Here is a 20,073-nt window from a genome sequence, read left to right as displayed (position 1 = left end):
CCCTGAATTGCCAATTGCCCGAATTATAGCTGGCCCCCATACCGCGTCAACAGAGATTGATTCGCCTTAACTCTAATCAAATACAATACTTAGGCGAATACGCAAGGTTCCACGCTCAAAAAAGAAGTACACCGCCTCGCCCCCAACTTGCCAAAGAAATCGCCACGATGATTAGCGCCGCGCTGCTTTTCCATCGAAATGCACCATCAATAACGCAATGTCGGCGGGCGTGATCCCGCTGATCCGGCTCGCTTGGGCGAGGTTCACGGGCTGAACGCGCTGGAACTTCTCGCGAGCTTCGGCGCGAAGCTGCGTGAGACGGGCATAATCGAAACCTTGGGGAATCCGCTTCTCAGCGAGCCGCTGCTGCCGATCGACTTCCACAGTTTGTCGCGCGACATAGCCGGCGTACTTCAGATCATTGAGCACTTGCTCGGCGGATGATCGGCCAAGTGTGGCGAGACTCGGCACAAGTTCCACGACATCGTGCCATTCGACTTCGGGTCGCCGCACGATCTGGGCAATCGCAGTCCCCTGATGGCGAGTCGTATTTAATAGTTCGGTGGCGGATTCGATTTCAGTAAGCTTCTGCTCGAAGCGGCTGAACCGCTCGCTCTCGACCAAGCCAAACTTGTGAGCCAACGGCGTCAGCCGGCGGTCGGCATTGTCTTGCCGCAACAGCAACCGATACTCAGCCCGGCTGGTGAACATTCGATACGGTTCATCGACACCGCAAGTAACCAGATCGTCGATCAACACACCGATGTAAGCTTGATCGCGGTCGAGCACCAACGGTTCAGCTCCACGCAGCGCGAGCACCGCATTGGCGCCGGCGATTAAACCTTGGGCACCGGCTTCTTCGTAGCCGGTCGTGCCATTGATCTGCCCGGCAAAGAACAAACCATTGACCAGCTTCGATTCGAGATTCACATTAAGTTGCTCGGGAGGGGCGAAGTCGTACTCCACCGCGTAGCCGTAACGCATGATCTCGGCGTTCTCCAAGCCGGGGATCAGCTTGAACATCTGATCCTGCACGTCGCGCGGCAAGCTGGTCGACACGCCGTTGACATAGATTTCCAGCGTGTTGCGGCCTTCGGGCTCGAGAAACAACTGATGCTGCGTCTTCTCGGCAAAGCGGACGACCTTGTCTTCGATGGAAGGGCAGTACCGCGGCCCCGTACCTTGAATCTGACCGCTGTACATCGGCGCGCGGTGCAGATTCGCGCGAATCAAATCATGGACGGCTTGATTCGTATATGTGATGTAGCAGGGGAGTTGCTCGAGTTCGAGCTTGTCGTTCAAAAACGAAAATGGCTGCGGATCGTCGTCTCCCGGCTGCAATTCGGTTCTCGCATAATCAATGGTGCGGCCATTCAGTCGTGGCGGCGTGCCCGTTTTGAAGCGTTGCAGTCGCACGCCCAACCGAGCGAGCGCACCGCTGATGCCACCGGTGGTTCCTTCCCCCGCGCGACCGCCGGGGGTTTTGGTCTCACCCGTGTGCATGAGCGCTTGCAGGAATGTTCCCGTTGTAAGCACAACCGCCTGCGCGCGATAAACGGCATCCCCTCGCACTGCAACGCCAACAATCTTAGGGCGCTCTGTACCACCCTCAGTCAGCAACTCTTCAACAACTTCTTGCCGCAATGAAAGATTCGGCTCGGATTCCACGAGCCGCTTGATTTCGGCCTGATAGAGTTTTTTATCCGCTTGCGCCCGCGGGCTATGCATCGCGGGGCCTTTCCGCAAATTGAGCATGCGGAATTGAATGCCCGTGGCATCGATCGCTCGACCCATCGCTCCACCCAGGGCATCGATTTCGCGAACGATCTGGCCCTTGCCGACGCCGCCAATCGCCGGGTTGCAGCTCATCTGGCCGACGGTATCGCAGTTCGTGGTCAGCAGAACGGTCTTCGCCCCCATCCGGGCAGCCGCCAACGCCGCCTCGGTCCCGGCGTGCCCGGCCCCGACTACAATCACGTCGAACTCATAGGTGGATGACATGAGATTTAGAGTAACGCAACCCGCCACACAATGCGAGCGGCCCCACTTAGCCCGGGGTGATCCCGAGGCTCGCCGAGGGTACACCCCGGGGAGGAAGAGGTTTCACGCAGAGGCGCCGGGGACGCAGAGAAAGGTGCCCATGCAGAGTTTGATTTCAGACAACAGTAAAATTAAGATAAAACAACTGAAATCAAGGAACATATGTATGGAGAGAGATAATCTATTTAAAACTGTTTCTGAAAAGCTATTCTGTGAATATTTAGGCATTACTAATATGACTTGGGATTATGAACCTTCAATTTCAGGTCAATCCAAAAAGCCAGATTTCCGTGTGAGTTATTCGGATACATCAGTACTCTGCGATGTAAAAGAGCGTTCTCCTACCGACCTTCCGCCGGGAGCTCGATTCTTCGACCCTATAAAAGGCGTACGGAAGTTAATTGACAAAGGACGGGAAAAGTTCAAGAGTTTTGACGAACACTTGTGCGCGTTAGTTGTTTATAACAATGGGGATTGTCAAACTCGCCTAGATCCTCTGTGTATCTTTAGTGGAATGTTGGGTAATCCAGGTTTCGAGATGCCATTTGACCCCAGCACTGGGAGACTAGATAGCGACAATTCACAGAATGTTTTTTTGCATCGTCGTGGTGAAATGATCAGAAAGTATTTACCACTTGAGATTCACGAGTCAACCAAAAACATAAGCGCAATAATTGTTCTTGAAACCTTTCGTATCCCAAACCCTAGATTTACTGATGCTGTTACACAAATAAAAGTAAGGCACGAATCACAGCACGGATACTATCTCTCAGGAAAGGAATTATTTTCGATCAAATGCGATCTAATTTTAGAAGGAATGCCTGCAACTATAGGCTTTGCTCCTAGAATAATTACTTGCATGAATCCATTTGCGCGGATTCAATTTCCCATAGATCTTTTCATGGGAAGTTACGACGAGCGATGGGAAATCGTCGATGGTAAAATGACGCAAACTTACTGCGGTGAAGCTTGGAAGGCTCACGAAGACTACGAGCCAGACGAAGAATAGACCCTACGTTGAAACCGTCTCAATCGGCGTTGATCACCCGTCCCAGCGTCAACTCTTCCGATGCAAACTCGGCAATCCGTTCGTCGGTGTAGTCTTCCACGGTGAAACTGGGGGAGGGGCGAAGCAGAAGCCCCTGCTCAACGGTTTCCAGAATTAGCTCGCCATCAGTCTGCAATCCACACGCTGCGCGGATTTGCTCTGGAATTGTAATAAGGCCGTTGCTGTCGATGGTCACTCGTACTGTCATGTCCTAAGTATAGCTGACAGGTGAATTCCCGGCAATTTCCGCCGATTTGAACCCCACACCCGCTCGTTCCGTAAGCCGATTGGGGAGCTGGCCCCGAAGGAGTACAATCCACGCTAGCGATTAGGCTGTAACGAAGGGTTAGGCCGGTCGCGTAACAGAGGAAAAGGAATCCGTCATGAAACGCGCTGAAAACCACTGCTTTGCCGCGCTGCTGCTCGAAAGCTTGTTCATCCTGGCCCTGCTCGCTGTCACTGCCAAAGCCGAACCCTTTCTGGGGGGCATCGGCACGAAGACACTTGGCGGGCGATTCATCTGGTCCGACGAAGTGATCTACGATGGCTTTCGCGTTCAAAAGCATTCGACGATCGGGCACTATCGGTTGATCGATCCCGAAGATCGCCGCCGCACGTTTGGCACGTATGAGAATTGCCTGGCCGAACTCGAAAGCATCAAGAAGACTGAAAAGCTTGCTCCACTCCCCAAGGAAGTGGTGATCGTCGTCCATGGCCTCGGCGCAAGCCGGCAATTCATGGATCAGTTGGCTGAATTCTTAAAAGAGAACGGCCACTTTAACGTCATTAACTTTGGCTATCCCTCGACCAATGGCGACATCGCCACCCACGCGGCGTCGCTCGTGAATGTGCTCAAGCATCTCGACGGCGTGGAAACGGTGAGCTTTGTCGCGCACAGCATGGGGAACATTGTGATCCGTCATGCACTCGCTGACTTGGCGGAGTTACCAGCCGACGAACAGCCCAAGCTCAAATTCAAGCGATTCGTGATGATTGCCCCGCCGAATCATGGGGCGGAAATCGCGGATGAGTTTGTCGACAACAAACTGGCGAATACATTCGCCGGAGAGCCGCTGCAACAATTGGCCCCCAGCAAAGGCTGGGAATCATTGGAGCAGCGACTCGCGGCGCCCAGTTTCGAATTCGGCATCATTGCCGGTGGCACGGGAGACAATGAAGGTTATCTCGCGGCCATTCCGGGTGATGACGATGGTTTACTCTCGGTCGCAACGACGCGGCTCTCTGGCGCGAGTGATTTCATCGTGATCAAAGGGATTCATCAACTCATGCCCAAGAACGAACAAGTTCAAGACGCCACGCTACGCTTCCTCGAGAAAGGTTACTTTCTCCCTTCGGGAACCAAGGACCCCATTCCGGCGACGGATGTGGCTCACGCGGCTCCCTGAGGTAGCAGACGTTAGGCCGATTTGCGCAGTTTGGCGGAGCGGGCTTCCTGCCCGCTTTTGATGTCCGCTTTCTGTTTCTTGTCGCTCGCGGCTTGAGGCTCCGCCAACGTCGGCTCGCTAACTTTCTTGACCTTGGATTTGGTCGTAGCCGCTTCTTCCTGCGCGGCGTCAACTAACTCTTTGCCAAGGTCAATCTTGTCCGCCGTCACTGGCACACCCGAGGTGATGCCACCGAAGGCGATCCGGCAGTAAGCCGACAAGAAACGAGGGTTCTTCAAGTGCGGTCCCAAATAGTGCGACCGGCCATTTTCAGGATAGGTGTTCAGTTGGATGAACTTATGACGGAACTGACCCAGGCGACCGGCATTCATGCCCGAGAAGCCCAAAGCTTGCATTCCACGCAACGAACCTGTCTTGGGCCATTTACGCAGCGTGCGGTCGTGGCAGTTGAACGTCGAGAGGATCTTCTCGGCGGCGACAAACGCCTGGCCATAACGGTGACCCGGGTAGAGCATATCGCAATCAAACGCCGGCGAAATCATCGCGGCACGCAGATTGGCACGTTCCACCGGAGCACCACCGGCAAGCTTCATGCCGCGAACGCTGCCGTTACCCATCAAGTGTAAGGCCACCGACGAAGTGATCGCACCATAGCTATGGCCCGACAGGGTGACGCGTTGTGTGAGGCTCATTTGGCTCACAAGTTTGCCCAAGTAGTAGCCTTGGTACTCGGCATAAACATATTTGATTTGCAAGTTCTTGCGGATCATTTCACGAAACCGCAAACCCTGAGTCTTGAACACGCGTTCCGCCGGCCATGACCAGCAGACCAAACGCTTCTTGCCGGGGCAGCAGCACAGCTTTTCATAAACATCCCAGAAGCCTTTCATCGCTCCCTTGTGCTTGAGTGTATTACCGTGAATGTAGAACAGGGTGGGCATGCTTGCTTCTTGAGCAAGAAACGATTCGCGCGTTTCTTTCACAAAACAACCGCGACAGCGATCGAAGCGTTGATAGGAGATCATCTCGAAGCCACGATCGAGATTGTTGCAGCGTGGGACACAACGCGTGTTGATCACCCACAATTCAGGAAGCGAGCCGCAGCAGCACGAGCCGCTGTTGCCCTTGGCTTGGACAGGATTGTTCGATGTTGTGCCGGCGATCACCACCAGGGCGACCACGGCCAGCCGCACGGGGCGGCTCAAGCGTGAGAGGAAACCGTTCATTGATTCTTTGCCTTCTTTAACTGGGATAGGAAGACGTTGGCCGTCGAGGTCGCGTGCCGAGTACGTGCTGGGCAAACAGCGCAAACCTTGCGGCTCTGGGAAAAAATACATCGTGTGGCGATAACACCACGTCCCCGCGGCCAAGAAGTTGCAGAAAATCAACACGCCGCGTCGGCACGTTTCACGTAACCGTTACAGATGGAACGAAAACGGGGAACGCTCCGGGATTGCCATCCCTGAGCGTTGTTCAGACTGAGAAATTGCCTCTCACTACGACCAATACGACCGGCTGACTCGGAACTCGCGATTGCTTATACTTAGAGATGACCCATCCCCCTTGAGGCGGCCCGCACCATGAACACTGAATCACTCCACGCCAAACTCGAACAACTCCGCACCGAATTGGCTGGCGTATCCAAGCTTGATGACAAAACCCACGCCCAACTCCGCGCTTTGGTGGCCGACATCGAGCGGGCCATCGAATCGGAGAAGGACAAGCTAGAGGGGGAACCTTTGAGCGAACAAGTCGAGGACATGGTGCTCAAGTTTGAAGCCGATCACCCCCAGCTCACCAGCGCGCTCAATCAGGTGGCGGTCGCGCTTTCCAATCTGGGTATCTAGAATCCGGCTAGCAAATTTTGCTGGCAGCCTAGCGGCAGCTCCCGGTTTCTGGGGTACTGAACGGCCCTGTTGCTTCTCCAGGGCGGTCGTGGGATACTGGTTCCCTAGACGTAACATCTTGCTATTTACCGCGCTTAGAAAATCTAACGATCACACGAGAGGGGAATTTCGTATGAAACGTGTCGTAATGCTGTTGGCCGCCGCGATTGTGGGACTCGCCCTGACAAACCAAGCTGAGGCTCAGGTCCGCCGTGTCACGTATTTCGCCCCCGCGGTTCCCGTCACCACATTTTTTGCTCCCGCACCCGTCGTCCAAACCGCTTTCTTTGCTCCCGCACCCGTTGTTACTTACCAACCAGTTCCTGTGGCCCGCACCCGCTACCGTCCGATTCTGGGGGGCTCGGTCACCCGCTATCGAACGGCATTCGCGCCAGTTGTTGTGCAACCAGCTCCCGTGTTTTTCGGTTTTTGAAAAATTGAGGCGCGCTCAGTTTCATGCTGCCAGGCGAGAACTAGCGCCTCGTAACTGAGGACTCGCGCCTACATATGGCTGAGCTCAAGACTTTCGTCTTCACCGACATCTGTCGCAGCGTCGATCTCAAGAACGAGATGTCGGGGCGGAGCGTCACCGAACGCGACATGGCGTTCATTCAGCAAATCCTGATTCCCCATCGCGAACGCATCGAAGCCAACCTCGCCGAAAACACGGGCCGGGTTGTTTCGACGGCGGGCGATGGTCACTTCCTGGTGTTCAACAACACGATCCTCGCCGCGACGTGGGCAGCCGACGTACAGAAAAGTCATCAAGACAATCCCATCGATACACCCGGTGGCGGCAAGGTCGAGGTGCGGATCAGCATGCACGTCGGCGTGCCGCAAGTTGATCCCGCGGCTCCTGACAATTTCGTTGGCAAGAGCGTCGACTACGCTTCGCGACTGAACGATCATGCCACCGGCGGACAGATACTTGTCTCGCGCAGCGTGATGGCGATTCTCGATGACATCGGTCTCGAAGGCATTTCCTTTCATCTCCATGGCCGCCGGAATCTCAAGGGCATCGGCCATGTCGAAGTCCACGAGATGCTGTACGACGATCACGGCCCGCGGCCACTGCGGCAACAACCTTCCAGCCACTCCGACCGCCAGTGGACGGTGATTCCCACGGGCTTGGGAGGAGGAGGGCAGGGGGAATCGCGCGGCTCGGCCGTGGCCGAAATTCCCATGCTCAAGCGCGTGGGGAATTACGAGCTTGAGGCGATGCTGGGCAGCGGCGGCATGGGCGACGTTTACAAAGGCCGTCACACGCAGTTTGGCCGACTGCGGGCAATCAAAGTCATCAAGCCCCAATTCATTTCCGCCGGTAACGACGATGTTATCCGTCGGTTCTATCAAGAAATCAAAGCGATCGGCACGCTCGAGCACCGCAACGTCGTGGTGGCCATCGATTCGTCATCGCCATCGGACCGCTTGCACTACTTGGTGATGGAGTACATCGACGGCGTTTCCGTGCAAGATGTCGTTGAGCAGCGCGGGCGATTGAGCGTGGCCGATGCGTGCGAAATCGTCCGTCAGGCCGCCCGTGGTTTGCAATACATCCATCGCAACGGCATGGTCCATCGCGATATCAAGCCTTCGAACTTGATGATCACGCTGATGGATAGCGACGGCGTGGCGGGGCAAACCTCTTCTGATCCAGGCGAGCCCGTGGAAGGGGTCGTGAAGATTCTCGACTTGGGGTTGGCCTTGCTGGCCGGTGATTCCCAGGAACGTCTCACACGCTACGATCACAAAGCGATGGGGACCGGCATGTATATGTCCCCCGAACAATGGAAGACCACCAGCGTCGACATCCGCGCGGATATTTATAGCCTCGGCTGCACGCTCTATCACCTGCTCTCCGGCAACCCGCCGTTTTATGATTCGGAATTGCGTCCCGAAAAGGCGCACGAGAAATCGCGCGTCCCGCCGATTCGCACGAACAATATCCCCCGCAAGTTGTGGGACGTGATCGAAAAGATGTTGGCCAAGAAACCGGAAGAGCGTTACGCGACTCCCGCGGAAGTTGCCGCGGAGCTGTCGCCGTTCTGCGAAGGGCACAATCTCACCGGGCTGGTGAACGGCTATCTCGACCCCGGCAGCCATCCCAGCGCGCTGCAATACACACGGATTGATTCGGGGGCTCAGTTCGATACGCGGAGTTCCAAACGAACTCATTCTTCTTGGGTCAGCGAATGGTCGCCCTCGCGGCGTTGGCTGCTGCAACGTGGTGTGCCCTTATTGATCATTGTCGGTGCAATTGGGGCTTTGCTGTGGTCGATGCAGCAATCGCGGCAGCAAACCATCGCGAATGCCATGGAGCAAGCCCGTAATAATCTCCCCAGCTCTGCGGAGCAAGCGGCCAAGATCGTGGGGGCAGAGATCGAAAAGCGTTTCGCTATTCTGCAATCAGCCGCCGCCGAAGCGGCCGTCATCTACGACGTGGAATACTTTGATGCCGACAAGGCCCGCGAAGACTTACAAACCTATCGTCTGGCCGAGTGGATCGAAGATCATCGCAAAAACAACATGGACACAGCCCGCTCCGACAGTTGGTTCATTGTCGATTTGGAAGGGAAACAAATCGCCCGCCATCCGCTGATCGATCCGGAGACCAAGCAACCCGTCGACAGTTTCTTACAGAACTATGCCCACCGCGATTACTTCCACGGCCAACAGAAAGAGTTGCCTGAGATCGACCCGCTTGCCGAGGGGGAAGTTGCCGAGCAAAATCGCATCGCACCAATTCAAGAACCGTACATCTCGACCGTGTACTTAAGCAGCACGACGGGCAAACTACGCGTGGCGTTTTCCGTGCCGATCTGGACCCAGCCGACGGCCGAAGAAACTCGCAAGGTGATTGGCGTGTTGGCGATGTCGGTCGATCTGGGCGACTTTGAAGTGCTCAACACGAATCTGCAGCGCGGCAAGGATATTGTGCTCGTTGATTTGCGGAACGATTATTTGCAAATCAACAAGGCCACCGACGAATCAATTCCGGAGCGCGGCCTGATACTCAATCATCCGCTGCTCTCGGTGTGGAAAGACAAAGACAACCCGCCACGCATCAGCCCCCAAGTGCTCGCCGCGATGGATGCGGGTACCGACCATTTCATCGCCGGTTATCACGATCCGCTCTCGATCAATACCGAAACGACTTACTGGGGGGCCTTCCAGCCCGTGGAGTACAAGGTTCAGGATGTCATGACCGAAACGCCCAAGGTCTTGCCGGCCCATTGGATGGTGCTGGTCCAGCAACCGGCGATTCAGTAGTACCCTAGCCGAATCGCAATGCGATCCGTGTCTTTCCCGGCCCGCGCGGCGGCCCGGCTAGGTGGCTGGTTTCATCCGCGCGATCGTCCAATCGACAATCGCGGCCAGAATGTGTTGCAGCAGAGTGGCCATGACAATCAACAGTACCACGCGCGGTTTGCTTTCCAGCACGACCCCGGCCAGCACCAAGGCTACGCCCGTGTGCTTCATGCTGAAAGCGAACACCAGTGCGATCGTCGATTCCTTGTCGAGCGTAATCACGCGCGACATCACCCAAGCCGTGAGGACTCCCAGCAATTGCAGCGAAATTGCCAGCAGCGATGCCAAGGCGATCATCTGCAGGGCTGCCCGTTCAAACACCTGGGGCATGGCGAGCGACGCGTTCGTGTAATTGAGTGCCAACAGCGCGATCGCACTCACGAGCCGAATCGCGCCGCGGTTTTTCTGAATCCCCTCCGCGCCCACCAGGCGGTTAAATAACATCCCGGCGAGCGACGGCAAAATCACCCACACGATAAAAAACGCCCCCGAAAAGCGCTTCACAAGTTCTTCGCATTGCTCGGTCGCTTCATCCGAGAGCGCAAGCCCCATCAGCTTGAGCATCTGCGGCGTGGCGATCGGGCTGATCACGATGGTGAGCACGATGAGCCCCAACCCCAGGGCCACGTTGCCGCGCGAGTTTTGTGTCCACGCCACCGAGGAATTCGCCACCGGCATTGCCGCCACGAGCGCCAGTCCCACCAACAGTTCGCTGGTCGCTTCGCTGGCAAAGAAACGGGGCAGCGATCCACCCAACACCGTGACAAACAGACAAGGCACGAGCCACGTGGCGATCAACGCGAGCACGATAATTCCGGGCCGCTCCATCAGATGCCACACTTGTTCCCAACGGACGACCGCCGCCGCGCAAAACAGTAGCAACGTCAACAGCAACACCGGCACGGTGATTTCACCGGCATCGGAACTTCCCCAGGAAAACTGCCGCAGCATCAGACCCGGACCAGGCACAACCGCCGCCAGCAGATAGCATCCCACGAGCAGCCATAAAAAATGATCGTGCATCCAGCCGACAACAATGGCAGCACGATTGCCTCTGCGTGGTGGTTCGTCCTCAATTGATGGAGCCGACGCCATAATCTGCTGCGTGGAATTCGATGGTTGCGGAAAGCCCTCAAACCGTGATAGCTGCACACGGCGGCGGATTCACGAACATCATTAGAATAACAAATACTACGCCACGTTTCACCCTCGATAGTGATCTTGCCGAACCAGGATCGATGCGCTAGTGTCTCGACCCTTTGTGGGACAACCTGGATCAATCTGGATAGGAAGCTAAGCGCGATTCGCATCACGACCGTGCCGCGAATTCGCATAATTTCGATGTCGACACCCTCTGCTGAACTGACGGAAATACTAGCGGCCACTCCCTTGAGCAACCGAGGATTGGCCACCCGGACCTACGACGAATCTCAGCCGATCTTCTATGGTTGGGTGATTTTGCCGCTGGCCTTCTTGATGATGCTCACCACCAGCCCAGGGCAAACCTTCGGCGTGAGTTATTTCAACGAAGCCTTCATCGCCGAATTTGGCATGAGCAAAACCGCGTTGTCGGCGGCGTACTTGTTCGCCACGCTTTTGGCCTCGGTGGGGCTGACGTTCATCGGCGCGATGATCGACCGCTGGGGCTTGCGAATTATGACCATCGTGGGATTCACCGCGATGGGCATCGCCTGCGCGTTCGCCGCGCAAGCCACGGGCATCTTTACTTTGTTCATCGCGTTTACGCTGCTGCGATTCTTCGGCCCCGGCACGATGACTTTGCTCGCCAACAACAGCTTGGCCGCGTGGTTCGATTGTCGCTTGGGCACGGCCAGCAGCGCCGCGCAAATCGCCATGGCGGGTGCGTCGGCCGCGATTCCGACGGCCATCGTGTTGTTAATCGAATCGGTGGGCTGGCGAGGTGCTTATCTCGTCTTCGCCGCGATCATTGCCGGTTGCTTTCTCCCTTTAATGGCGATCTTTTTCCGGCAATCACCGCACGAAATCGGACAAGTTCCTGACGGCATGCGCTTTCATGCCTCGCTGCGTTACAAGCCGTTCAGCTATGGCAATGAATTCACGATTCGCGAGGCGATGCAGCATCGGTCCTATTGGCTGCTGCTGACAACGACTGGCGTGTGGTCGATGATTGGAACGGCCTTGATCTTTCATCTCGTGGCCTTGTTCCAAGCCAGCGGCTTTCGCATTCAAGACTCCACCCGCGCGATCACGGTGATGGCCCTCGTGACGGCCATGACACAACTGGTCGGCGGAGTTCTCGCCGATCGCTTAACGATGCGCTGGCTGTTGATGTCGGCGATGGCCCTGATGGGGCTCTGCTGCGTGATTCTTTCCGAGCCGACATCGCTTTCGACGCTGATGCTCGGCTACGGCGTGTTTGGCTGCGGACAGGGGATGATTTCGGTGGTCTCGGCCACGGTGTGGGCCCGCTATTTTGGCCGCACGCATCTGGGAAAAATCCGCGGCCTGTCGCTCACCATCGCCGTGGCGGCGAGCGCCATCGGCCCCGTGATTATGGGCGTGAGCGCAGATTACCTCGGCGGCTTTGGCTATTCACTCTGGCTGTTCGCGGGACTGTCGGTCATCACCGCCGTCGCGGCGTTATGGGCCACCCCACCGCGCACTGCGCGAGTGATCGAGCAAGAAGCGGCCGCTACACGCCCAATTGCTGCTTAAGATCGTCGAGTTCCCGGCGCAACTGGCTGATCTCATTGGTCAGTTCTTCACGCAACTCGGCAAGCTCGGAACGGAAATTAATCGCCGGTGCGTTCGACGGAGCAGCGCTAGGTGAAGAACTCACACTCGGGCGCTGAACAACGGCTGCCACGGGTGCAGATGGTGCATCATCGTCGTCGGTGAACGGCTCGTCCCCGACGGTCATGTTGCCATGCTCGGCGCGAACTTTCGCAAGTTCCTGATCTTGGTACAGCGCATGAGTCAGCACGCAGCCGCGTCCCGGCGGCGTGAGCAGAATGATCAGCTTTTTCTTGCGCAGGCTTTCCACCAGCGGCCGCAAATCCGAGATCCCCGGGATCGGTTCCATCCGCGAGGCCCGCGCACGCAACTCACCAATCGACTGCGCGCCACGCAATAGTAACTCCCCCATCACGGCGAGCTCTTTCTTATCGACACCCAACCACTCGTAGGCTAAGTGGCGAAACTTGTCGACGCGACCATCCCCTTGAATCTCAGCCGCTGCTTTCATCTTGCGTAAGCGTTCGAGGGCGTCTTCGACATCCGATTCTTCCAGCTGCATCTGTGGAAAGCGATTACTCTTTTGATTGCAACCATTGGTCAACGCGTTGAGCGACAACGGATAGTTGTCCGGCGTCGTTTTGGCTTTCTCGATCAAAACCCCCAGCACCCGGCGTTCCGTCCGATCAAGGGGCCGCCAGCGGGGACCGGTTTCAGTGGTAGCTGCTTCGTCGCTCATTATGAATCCCTCTGCTCCCTGCCGTGACAACTGAAACCGTGAGTATAAAGGCCTGTCCGACGAACGGCGAGGGGCAGGGGAGAGGCAAAAGTCCATTGAACCGCCAAGCTCGCCAAGTCCGCCAAGTTAAGAATTTTGACCGCTAATCTGCGCTAATGATCGCTAATAAAACCATAAGCGACCAGTAGCGCAAATTAGCGGTGAATCCTCCTTCTTGGCGCTCTTGGTGTACTTGGCGGTTCCAAATTTCGACACTGTAGTTCGCTCGGGCAACAAGGCATTATTTCTCGCGACGGCAACGGCTTCATTGCCCTGCCGCGTTTGGCTTTCTCGCGGTATATTCAGGGATTCTATTTCCCCGATTTCCGACCACTGTTCTCTCGACACTTGCCGTTATGAAAACCGACGAACTTCGCGAAAAGTATTTGGCATTTTTTGAATCCAAGGGACACACCCGCGTGGCCAGCGACGTGCTGGTCCCCACGTGGGATCCGTCGGTGCTGTTCACTCCCGCCGGCATGAACCAGTTCAAGGATCATTTCCTCGGCAAGGTGAAACTGGACTACACCCGCGCGACGAGCTGCCAAAAATGCTTGCGCACGGGCGACATCGATAACGTCGGCCGCACGGCTTATCACCACACGTTTTTTGAAATGCTGGGCAACTTCAGCTTCGGCGACTACTTCAAGCGCGAAGCGATCAACTGGGCGTGGGAATTCCTGACCGACAAAAAATGGCTCGCGATTGCGCCCGAGCGATTGAGCGTTACCGTGTATCTCGACGACGACGAAGCAGCGAACATCTGGGCCAATGAAATTGGACTCCCCAGCAACCGTATCGAACGGCTCGACGAAGGGGAAAACTTCTGGCCAGCCAGTGCCCCCAGCGCAGGGCCCGACGGTGTGTGTGGGCCGTGCAGCGAAATTTATTTCCACCCCGACAGCGGCAAGTCGGTCGAAATCTGGAACCTCGTGTTCACACAATTCAATCGCGTGGGCGATCCACCCAACAATCTGCGGCCACTGCCGTCGAAGAACATCGATACCGGCATGGGTTTGGAACGTGCCGCCGCCACGCTGCAAGGGGTGCCGACCAACTATCACATCGACACGCTGTTTCCCATCGTCGAAGCCGCCGCGGAAGTGTGCGGCGTAAAGTACAGCCTCGATAGCGAGGCAGGCCGCCGTTGCCGTCGGATCACCGACCACATCCGCGCGTGTACTTTCGCGGTGCATGAAAATGTTTACCCCGGCGCGAACAAAGAAAAATATGTCGTGAAGCGCTTGCTCCGTCGGGCCGTTCTCGACGGCCACCAAATGGGATTACGCGATCCGTTCCTTTACAAGCTCGTGCCAGCAGTGGTCGCGGCGATGAAAAGCGCCTATCCCGAACTGACCGAAACCACCGATCGCGTCGCCCGAGTCATTCAACAAGAAGAAGCCAACTTCTTCGGCACGATCGACGCTGGCCTCAATCGCATCGAGCGCGTGTTCGACGACATGCGGAGCCATAACCGCGTAAAGGTCGAAGGCGAGATTGCCGCCGAGTTGTATCAAACCTTCGGCGTGCCGCCGGAATTGTTTGAAGCCCTTGCCGCGGAGCACAATCTGGCCTTCGATTGGGACGGCTACAAGCACGCCATGGAGCTGCACGGCGAAGCGTCGGGCAAGGTGCAACACACCGTCATGGGTGCCAAGGGCCCGATCGATTCGCTCAAACATGCCCTCCACAGCACGGCATTCTTGGGTTACGAAAAAAATGAAGCCGATGCCATCGTGAAAGGTATCATCGTGGGCCAAGCCCCCGAAGATCATCTGTGCGATATGCTCGACGATCTGAGCCACACGGCCGTGCGCGTCGTGCTCGATCAAACGCCTTTTTATGGTGAGAGTGGTGGCCAAGTCGGCGATGCGGGCAAACTCGTCGGGGATGGCTTTGAATTCAAAGTCACCGACACGCAAAAAGATGGTCAGCTGATCGTTCACATCGGCCAATTGACCAAGGGGATTATTCACGAAGGCTCGAAGGTGAAGGCCATTGTCGACGTCGAACGTCGGCAAGGCATCCGCCGCGCGCACTCGGCCACGCACATTTTGCATCACGCGCTGCAAAAACATTTGGGCACGCACGCCCAACAGCAGGGGAGCAAAGTCGACGACGATTGGTTGCGTTTCGACTTTACCAATCTCAGCCCCGTGACGACCGAACAGCTTGTTTCGATCAATCAAGACGTCGCCAAGCACATTGCCGCCGCCGAGCCCGTGAAGTGGGAGACTTTGCCACTGGCCGAGGCTCGCAAGCAGGGGGCGATGATGCTCTTCGGCGAAAAGTATCCCGACCCCGTGCGGATGGTTTCGATGGGCTCCTTCAGCAAGGAACTCTGCGGCGGAACTCACCTGAACAACACCCGCGAAGTGCAATCCTTTGAAGTGCTCAGCGAAGAAGGTGTTTCGGCTGGCACGCGGCGGATTGTTGCCTTGACAGGCAAACGCGCCGCCGAGCACGCGCAGCAAACCCTTGATGCCGTCCACAAAGCGGCCGAGACCATTGGCTGCGCGCAATTGGCTTTGGCGGTGAACGCCGCCGAACTCTTGGACAAGCAACGCGATCTGAAGAAGCTACTGGCCTCAGGCGGCACGCTTCCCAACGTCGGTGGCAGCGGCATGGCCACCAACATCAGCCAGGAAGCACCCAAGCCCGCGGCTGCCAAAGCGATTCTCGCCGAAGTGGCGAAGCTGCTGTCGGTGTCGCCACTCAATGTGCCCGAGCGCTTGGCCGCGATTCAAGAAGACGTGTTCCACCTGCAAGAACGGCTCGCGCAACGCGCCGCGGCAGGCCCCATCACCGCCGAGAGCTTGCTCGAAAAAGCAACCCAAGTGGGCGACGTGACCGTGATCGTGGCCGAAGCCCCCACGGTAGAATCGAACCTCATGCGGCAACTGATCGATCAGATCCGTCAGAAAGTGGGGCTCAGCGCGGTCCTCTTGGCCAGCAGCGAAGGGGACGACAAAGTCACGCTCGTGGCCGGCGTGTCGAAAGAACTCCAAGCCCGCGGCGGCCACGCCGGCAACTGGATCAAACCGGTCGCCCAAGCCCTCGGCGGCGGCGGCGGCGGCAGGCCCGACCTGGCTCAAGCCGGTGGCAAAGAACCCAAGCGTCTGCCGGAAGCACTGGAAGTCGCGCGTAAGACGATTGCTGAGATGATCGGTGCGTGATTAAAGGAACAGGGGGGAGTGAAAAATGGGAACGGGAGTCGCTCAGTCTTTCGGCTCTTTAATTTTTTTAGTTCACACAATAGCCTACAGGTCAATACGCCCGGGCGTGCAAGCCACAGATTGACCGTGCGACAATTACTGCAATAAGTTAGTGGCAATTATTCTGTCCACTATTCGCAACTCTTAAATATGCACACCCCGAATACACCTGCCGAATTTGGAGAATATCTTAAATCGGGTAAACATACTCTGCATCAACTGCGCATGAAATTGCAGCAGATTCGATCAGACTTAAGAGCCGAGGCGCTCCTTGCAATCATGGCGAATTCATCTATGTATTATGAGCAGGAGGTGGCGGGTCGGCTGCTCATAATCCTTATGCCGAAATGCTATCGCCCGCTTGATGACATACTGCGCACAACAGCCACAACCTGGAATCCAAGTGTAGAACAGCTACCGTTGTACTTGAGGCATACTTTTGGACACGATGCTGTCATACAATATGCAAAGCGTGTCGCTGCCGAATATCCGCCTGATAGTCGTGAAGTTCTCGCTCTTGAGACAATGCAGTGGTGGCTTTCAGCAAAACCAGAACATCCAACCAGCACCACTTAACCACAGACCAAAACCAACTGTGTGGCTGCAACCCCTACTCACTGGGTCTGGTGTGCGTGCGGGTTGGGAAGCCTGGCGGTGATCCAGGTCTAGATTCCGCCTTCGCGGGAATGGCAGCAAACGCCTCTAACTCTTCTTCGTCCGGACCAGGATCGAATGCTCACCCTCGTTGCGGGGGAGTTCTGGCTGGGGGGTGGGGAGCGTCTCTTCGACTTGAATCGATTCCATCGACAAGTCTGCCTCGCCCGAGGGATCGATCAATTGCGGGCCGTCCGCGGCCGGCACGTCGGCGCGATTCACCAGTTCCGTGAGCAGCATGCGTGTCTGGTTGAAACTTGGAAGTTCAGAGATCTGCGCGAACTTCGGATCGTTCGAGACGTTATCAAACCGCTGCAAGGCAGCTTGCAGCGCGGCGAGATCGATGGTCCCTTCGTCGACGATTCCCGTCGGCAAATCCAAGAAGCCTTGCCAACTGGCGGCCGATGTAAAGCGGTTCAGCTCGTTGCCCAGTTCGCCCCCGGTGTTCGAGAGGGCCGTCTGCAACGCGGGCACGTCCATCCCCTTCACTTCGATGGGCGAGAGGGCGCGCATCATGGGGGCCGCGGTCGCGGATGTTTGTCGCAAGGCTTGGAAGGCACGCGCCCGTGCTTGTTGTGGCGTGGCTGGTGGCGTTTGGCCTGGGACCGCTGGCGTGGGCTGAGCTTCGGCCGCTTGTTGCGCCACGAGATCGCGCCGTTGTTGCATACGCCGCGCGAAAAATCCTCCGCGAACCGGTGGTTCTACCGGGGGAGTGGTTGCGTCTGTGGCGGGCGCCGGTGCCGCGGCAGGGGCATTCGGATCGACCGGCGGTGCCAACAATGCGGCACGGCGTTCGAGAACCCTGCGAACAATTTGAGCTTCGGCGGTGTTTGTCTGCAGCAACACGAACACAGACAAGAGAAACAAACACACAAAGCGACAAGACATGCGGAATCCTTTCACGGTCCAAAATCAGCAAACTCAATTAGGGCGCTGATTATAGCCAAATTTCGCGACGACCGGCACCGGGCTTCTGAGATGTGGTCAAAAATAGCCCATTTACCGCAATCCGAGCGTTGCTGGCACTAGAATCCCCGGCCACTCGTGAACCCCCGCGGACGAAATTTTGGCCGTCCCGACTCCACGCGTTGCTGCTGACGAATCGGCCCGCGACGTTCCATGCCCCGCTCGACCGCGTGCCGCAATGCCGCCCCGGCCACCTCAGTGAGCACGCGTAGCAGCACATAAGAAAAATCGTTCCCGGTGGGCAGACGCTCGTGCGGACGATTCTGATCGTCATACCACGGCGGAGCAAATTGCTGCGCCGCGCGAATTGCCGACCACAAATCATCGCGGCTCATTTGTCCCCGCACAAAACTTTCGACAATCTCTTCGATCTCGAAATTAGGATGAAACATCGACCGCGCGGAATCGTAATCCGCCCGGCGGAAGCGGAGCCAGATGTCTTGCAGTTCATACACCCGCCGCTTCCACACCTCTTGTTCGGAGGTCAACTCGGCGACGTGTTGTTTCGTTTTCTCGACCTCTTCGCTGATCCAATTCACTTCCGCCACGATCTGATCGTCCTGCGGCTCGGGCGTGGCGCGCGAGGCATGTTCCAGCCGCCAGCTTTCGAGTCCCGCCAAAAACTCCCTCATCCGTACAACGGCCTGTTCGTAGTATTCATTCCGCGAGCTCGCCAGCAGCGTGAGTTCTTGCTGCTGCTTGTCCATCCGCTCCTGCTGCTTGCTCATGTCGGCAACTAGATTGTCGCGCGCCTTGCCCAGCTCTTGGCCTTCACGCATCACGGCGGTGAGCCCCACGGCATCGCTGTGACGATCTTCACAGGCCTCGACAAGTTCCATCAACGCGTTGAATTGATCCCGGCGGCGGCCCACTTCTTGCGCCATCAATTCGGGTGTGACGCGCAGAAATTCATACCCGCGCCGCGCGCGATTGAAATCAATCATCCGCGCCACCCAACCATCGAGCCGTTTGGTCAGCCCCGTTTTGACATATCCCGAAGTGCCGTAGCCCCGCTTATGCAGATATTGAAACAGCGCGCTCTTTTCGTAGGACGGCAATTTCTCAGCGGCTTCCTGCTGCATATCCGTCACGCGCCCCTCATTGCGTTCAAGTTCTTTCTCGGCGACCAGCGCTTCTTTCGAGAGCCGCTGAAACTCGTCATCTTTTTCCAGTCGCTCGGCAACGACTTTTTCGAGTTCTTCGCGCTGCTCGACTTTTTCGTTGAGCGTGACCGTGATGCGATCCAAATCTTTCTCTAAACGCTCGGCGTCGAGGGCACCAGATTCCAGCAATTTCTGAATTTCGCGCTCGTGCTTTTGCTTGCGCATCAGCACTTCCATCAACTGGCTGCGGACTTCCTGAAACGTGTCGGCCACCGATTTCTGATCGATCGTTGGCAGATAATGCTCGGCCAGTTCCAGAAACGCTTGGGAACGCCGCTCGACAAGGTCAGCGGCACTCTCGTTCAGCTCGGCAACGCCGTTGATACATTCCTGCAAGCGGCCGTTGAGGCCTTGCACACCTTGTTGCAGCACGCTGCCCACGGAATAGCCAGATCGTGCGTTCATGACATACCCCACGCGACGCCGATCAAGGCACCAATCGCCACGGCCCATTTGATGATCGCCACCCGCCGCACGTAGAAATGCGCGAGCAGCAAATCAAAGCTCCACGCGGGTTCCTCGAACGAATGGAGTTTGTCGTAGTAATCTTCGATCGCCGCGTCGATCTGTTCGGCCGTGATTGGCTCGCCCGAAACCTTGGCTGCTTCCAACAACCGCTCACGCAGCCGCACCTTGATTTGATCGATGTTGAGCTGTTCCTCGACCACTTCCTGCCCTTTGCGCAGCTCCGTGGCGACATCCATGATGCGGATCAATTCCGGCAGGCTCAATTGCTCCGGCCGGCTGAAGCGTGGTACCGCTTCGATCTCGGCCTGAGCTTCCTCCGGCGGGGCGGTCTGCTGGGCGTATTGAATCTTTCCCATTCTGTTTATCCGTTTCGCATTCCCGCCCAGGCCAGGAACTCCCTGCAATCGACAATACTATTGATTCGC

General features: G+C 56.8%; 16 protein-coding genes. 8 read left to right on the top strand and 8 right to left on the bottom strand.

What is annotated here, in order from left to right; translation table 11 throughout:
• Positions 1–171 precede the first annotated feature (171 nt).
• Positions 172–2,001 carry a tRNA uridine-5-carboxymethylaminomethyl(34) synthesis enzyme MnmG gene (mnmG, locus tag SH678x_RS08115; RefSeq protein WP_496922394.1) on the bottom strand — a complete coding sequence of 610 codons (1,830 nt, stop codon included), beginning with the start codon at positions 1,999–2,001 and terminating at the stop codon, positions 172–174.
• A gap of 139 nt (positions 2,002–2,140) precedes the next feature.
• Here mnmG and SH678x_RS08110 point away from each other — a divergent pair, with 139 nt between their 5' ends.
• On the top strand, positions 2,141–3,049 hold the full coding sequence (locus tag SH678x_RS08110) for a hypothetical protein (protein WP_496922393.1): 909 nt from the start codon (positions 2,141–2,143) through the stop codon (positions 3,047–3,049).
• 19 nt (positions 3,050–3,068) lie between these two features.
• On the opposite strand, the gene SH678x_RS08105 is transcribed toward SH678x_RS08110, so the two are convergent.
• The gene (locus tag SH678x_RS08105; protein WP_496922392.1) at positions 3,069–3,296 is read right to left on the bottom strand and encodes an AbrB/MazE/SpoVT family DNA-binding domain-containing protein; all 228 of its coding nucleotides are present in this window, start codon (positions 3,294–3,296) and stop codon (positions 3,069–3,071) included.
• 175 nt (positions 3,297–3,471) lie between these two features.
• Between SH678x_RS08105 and SH678x_RS08100 the strand changes: the two genes are divergently transcribed.
• Positions 3,472–4,494 carry an alpha/beta fold hydrolase gene (locus SH678x_RS08100; RefSeq protein WP_496922391.1) on the top strand — a complete coding sequence of 341 codons (1,023 nt, stop codon included), beginning with the start codon at positions 3,472–3,474 and terminating at the stop codon, positions 4,492–4,494.
• An 11-nt stretch (positions 4,495–4,505) separates the two neighbouring features.
• Here SH678x_RS08100 and SH678x_RS08095 read toward each other — a convergent pair whose 3' ends face one another.
• On the bottom strand, positions 4,506–5,885 hold the full coding sequence (locus SH678x_RS08095) for a hypothetical protein (protein ID WP_496922390.1): 1,380 nt from the start codon (positions 5,883–5,885) through the stop codon (positions 4,506–4,508).
• Positions 5,886–6,074: 189 nt separating this feature from the next.
• Between SH678x_RS08095 and SH678x_RS08090 the strand changes: the two genes are divergently transcribed.
• From SH678x_RS08090 to SH678x_RS08080, 3 genes are all read left to right on the top strand, one after another.
• Positions 6,075–6,341, top strand: coding sequence for a DUF4404 family protein (locus SH678x_RS08090; RefSeq protein ID WP_496922389.1), 267 nt, complete (start codon positions 6,075–6,077; stop codon positions 6,339–6,341).
• A gap of 172 nt (positions 6,342–6,513) precedes the next feature.
• Positions 6,514–6,813 carry a hypothetical protein gene (locus tag SH678x_RS08085; RefSeq protein ID WP_496922388.1) on the top strand — a complete coding sequence of 100 codons (300 nt, stop codon included), beginning with the start codon at positions 6,514–6,516 and terminating at the stop codon, positions 6,811–6,813.
• A gap of 74 nt (positions 6,814–6,887) precedes the next feature.
• Entirely contained in the window at positions 6,888–9,650 is a 2,763-nt protein-coding gene (locus SH678x_RS08080; protein ID WP_496922387.1) for a protein kinase domain-containing protein, read from the top strand.
• Positions 9,651–9,707: 57 nt separating this feature from the next.
• Here the strand turns inward: SH678x_RS08080 and SH678x_RS08075 are convergent, their stop codons facing one another.
• The gene (locus SH678x_RS08075) at positions 9,708–10,784 is read right to left on the bottom strand and encodes a bile acid:sodium symporter family protein (protein ID WP_496922386.1); all 1,077 of its coding nucleotides are present in this window, start codon (positions 10,782–10,784) and stop codon (positions 9,708–9,710) included.
• Positions 10,785–11,030: 246 nt separating this feature from the next.
• Here SH678x_RS08075 and SH678x_RS08070 point away from each other — a divergent pair, with 246 nt between their 5' ends.
• Positions 11,031–12,386 (top strand): MFS transporter, encoded by a 1,356-nt coding sequence (locus SH678x_RS08070; RefSeq protein ID WP_496922385.1) that lies wholly within the window; start codon positions 11,031–11,033, stop codon positions 12,384–12,386.
• Here the strand turns inward: SH678x_RS08070 and SH678x_RS08065 are convergent.
• Positions 12,364–13,143, bottom strand: a complete 780-nt coding sequence (locus tag SH678x_RS08065; RefSeq protein WP_496922384.1) for a YceH family protein — start codon at positions 13,141–13,143, stop codon at positions 12,364–12,366. The genes SH678x_RS08070 and SH678x_RS08065 overlap by 23 nt on opposite strands.
• A gap of 395 nt (positions 13,144–13,538) precedes the next feature.
• Between SH678x_RS08065 and alaS the strand changes: the two genes are divergently transcribed.
• Entirely contained in the window at positions 13,539–16,358 is a 2,820-nt protein-coding gene (alaS, locus tag SH678x_RS08060; protein WP_496922383.1) for an alanine--tRNA ligase, read from the top strand.
• A 189-nt stretch (positions 16,359–16,547) separates the two neighbouring features.
• The gene (locus tag SH678x_RS08055) at positions 16,548–16,973 is read left to right on the top strand and encodes a hypothetical protein (RefSeq protein ID WP_496922382.1); all 426 of its coding nucleotides are present in this window, start codon (positions 16,548–16,550) and stop codon (positions 16,971–16,973) included.
• A gap of 126 nt (positions 16,974–17,099) precedes the next feature.
• Here the strand turns inward: SH678x_RS08055 and SH678x_RS08050 are convergent, their stop codons facing one another.
• The 3 genes from SH678x_RS08050 to SH678x_RS08040 form a co-directional block, all read right to left on the bottom strand.
• Complete coding sequence (locus SH678x_RS08050) at positions 17,100–17,939, bottom strand: hypothetical protein (RefSeq protein WP_496922381.1); 840 nt, start codon at positions 17,937–17,939, stop codon at positions 17,100–17,102.
• A 137-nt stretch (positions 17,940–18,076) separates the two neighbouring features.
• Positions 18,077–19,585, bottom strand: a complete 1,509-nt coding sequence (locus SH678x_RS08045; RefSeq protein WP_496922380.1) for a coiled-coil domain-containing protein — start codon at positions 19,583–19,585, stop codon at positions 18,077–18,079.
• Positions 19,582–20,004 carry a DUF6384 family protein gene (locus tag SH678x_RS08040; RefSeq protein ID WP_496922379.1) on the bottom strand — a complete coding sequence of 141 codons (423 nt, stop codon included), beginning with the start codon at positions 20,002–20,004 and terminating at the stop codon, positions 19,582–19,584. The genes SH678x_RS08045 and SH678x_RS08040 overlap by 4 nt, the downstream gene beginning before the upstream one ends.
• Between the last annotated feature and the right edge of the window lie 69 nt (positions 20,005–20,073).

Source organism: Bythopirellula superficialaquae (assembly GCF_059632245.1).
Note: the sequence above shows the minus strand (reverse complement) of the source record. Positions and strands in the feature narration are given on the sequence as shown.

Coding starts and splice junctions, on each gene's coding strand:
- SH678x_RS08100 (WP_496922391.1), top strand. CDS start 3,472: ATGAAACGCGCTGAAAACCACTGCTTTGCCGCGCTGCTGCTCGAAAGC.
- SH678x_RS08105 (WP_496922392.1), bottom strand. CDS start 3,296: ATGACAGTACGAGTGACCATCGACAGCAACGGCCTTATTACAATTCCA.
- mnmG (WP_496922394.1), bottom strand. CDS start 2,001: ATGTCATCCACCTATGAGTTCGACGTGATTGTAGTCGGGGCCGGGCAC.
- SH678x_RS08065 (WP_496922384.1), bottom strand. CDS start 13,143: ATGAGCGACGAAGCAGCTACCACTGAAACCGGTCCCCGCTGGCGGCCC.
- SH678x_RS08070 (WP_496922385.1), top strand. CDS start 11,031: ATGTCGACACCCTCTGCTGAACTGACGGAAATACTAGCGGCCACTCCC.
- SH678x_RS08090 (WP_496922389.1), top strand. CDS start 6,075: ATGAACACTGAATCACTCCACGCCAAACTCGAACAACTCCGCACCGAA.
- SH678x_RS08075 (WP_496922386.1), bottom strand. CDS start 10,784: ATGGCGTCGGCTCCATCAATTGAGGACGAACCACCACGCAGAGGCAAT.
- alaS (WP_496922383.1), top strand. CDS start 13,539: ATGAAAACCGACGAACTTCGCGAAAAGTATTTGGCATTTTTTGAATCC.
- SH678x_RS08085 (WP_496922388.1), top strand. CDS start 6,514: ATGAAACGTGTCGTAATGCTGTTGGCCGCCGCGATTGTGGGACTCGCC.
- SH678x_RS08040 (WP_496922379.1), bottom strand. CDS start 20,004: ATGGGAAAGATTCAATACGCCCAGCAGACCGCCCCGCCGGAGGAAGCT.
- SH678x_RS08110 (WP_496922393.1), top strand. CDS start 2,141: ATGCAGAGTTTGATTTCAGACAACAGTAAAATTAAGATAAAACAACTG.
- SH678x_RS08055 (WP_496922382.1), top strand. CDS start 16,548: ATGCACACCCCGAATACACCTGCCGAATTTGGAGAATATCTTAAATCG.
- SH678x_RS08080 (WP_496922387.1), top strand. CDS start 6,888: ATGGCTGAGCTCAAGACTTTCGTCTTCACCGACATCTGTCGCAGCGTC.
- SH678x_RS08050 (WP_496922381.1), bottom strand. CDS start 17,939: ATGTCTTGTCGCTTTGTGTGTTTGTTTCTCTTGTCTGTGTTCGTGTTG.
- SH678x_RS08045 (WP_496922380.1), bottom strand. CDS start 19,585: ATGAACGCACGATCTGGCTATTCCGTGGGCAGCGTGCTGCAACAAGGT.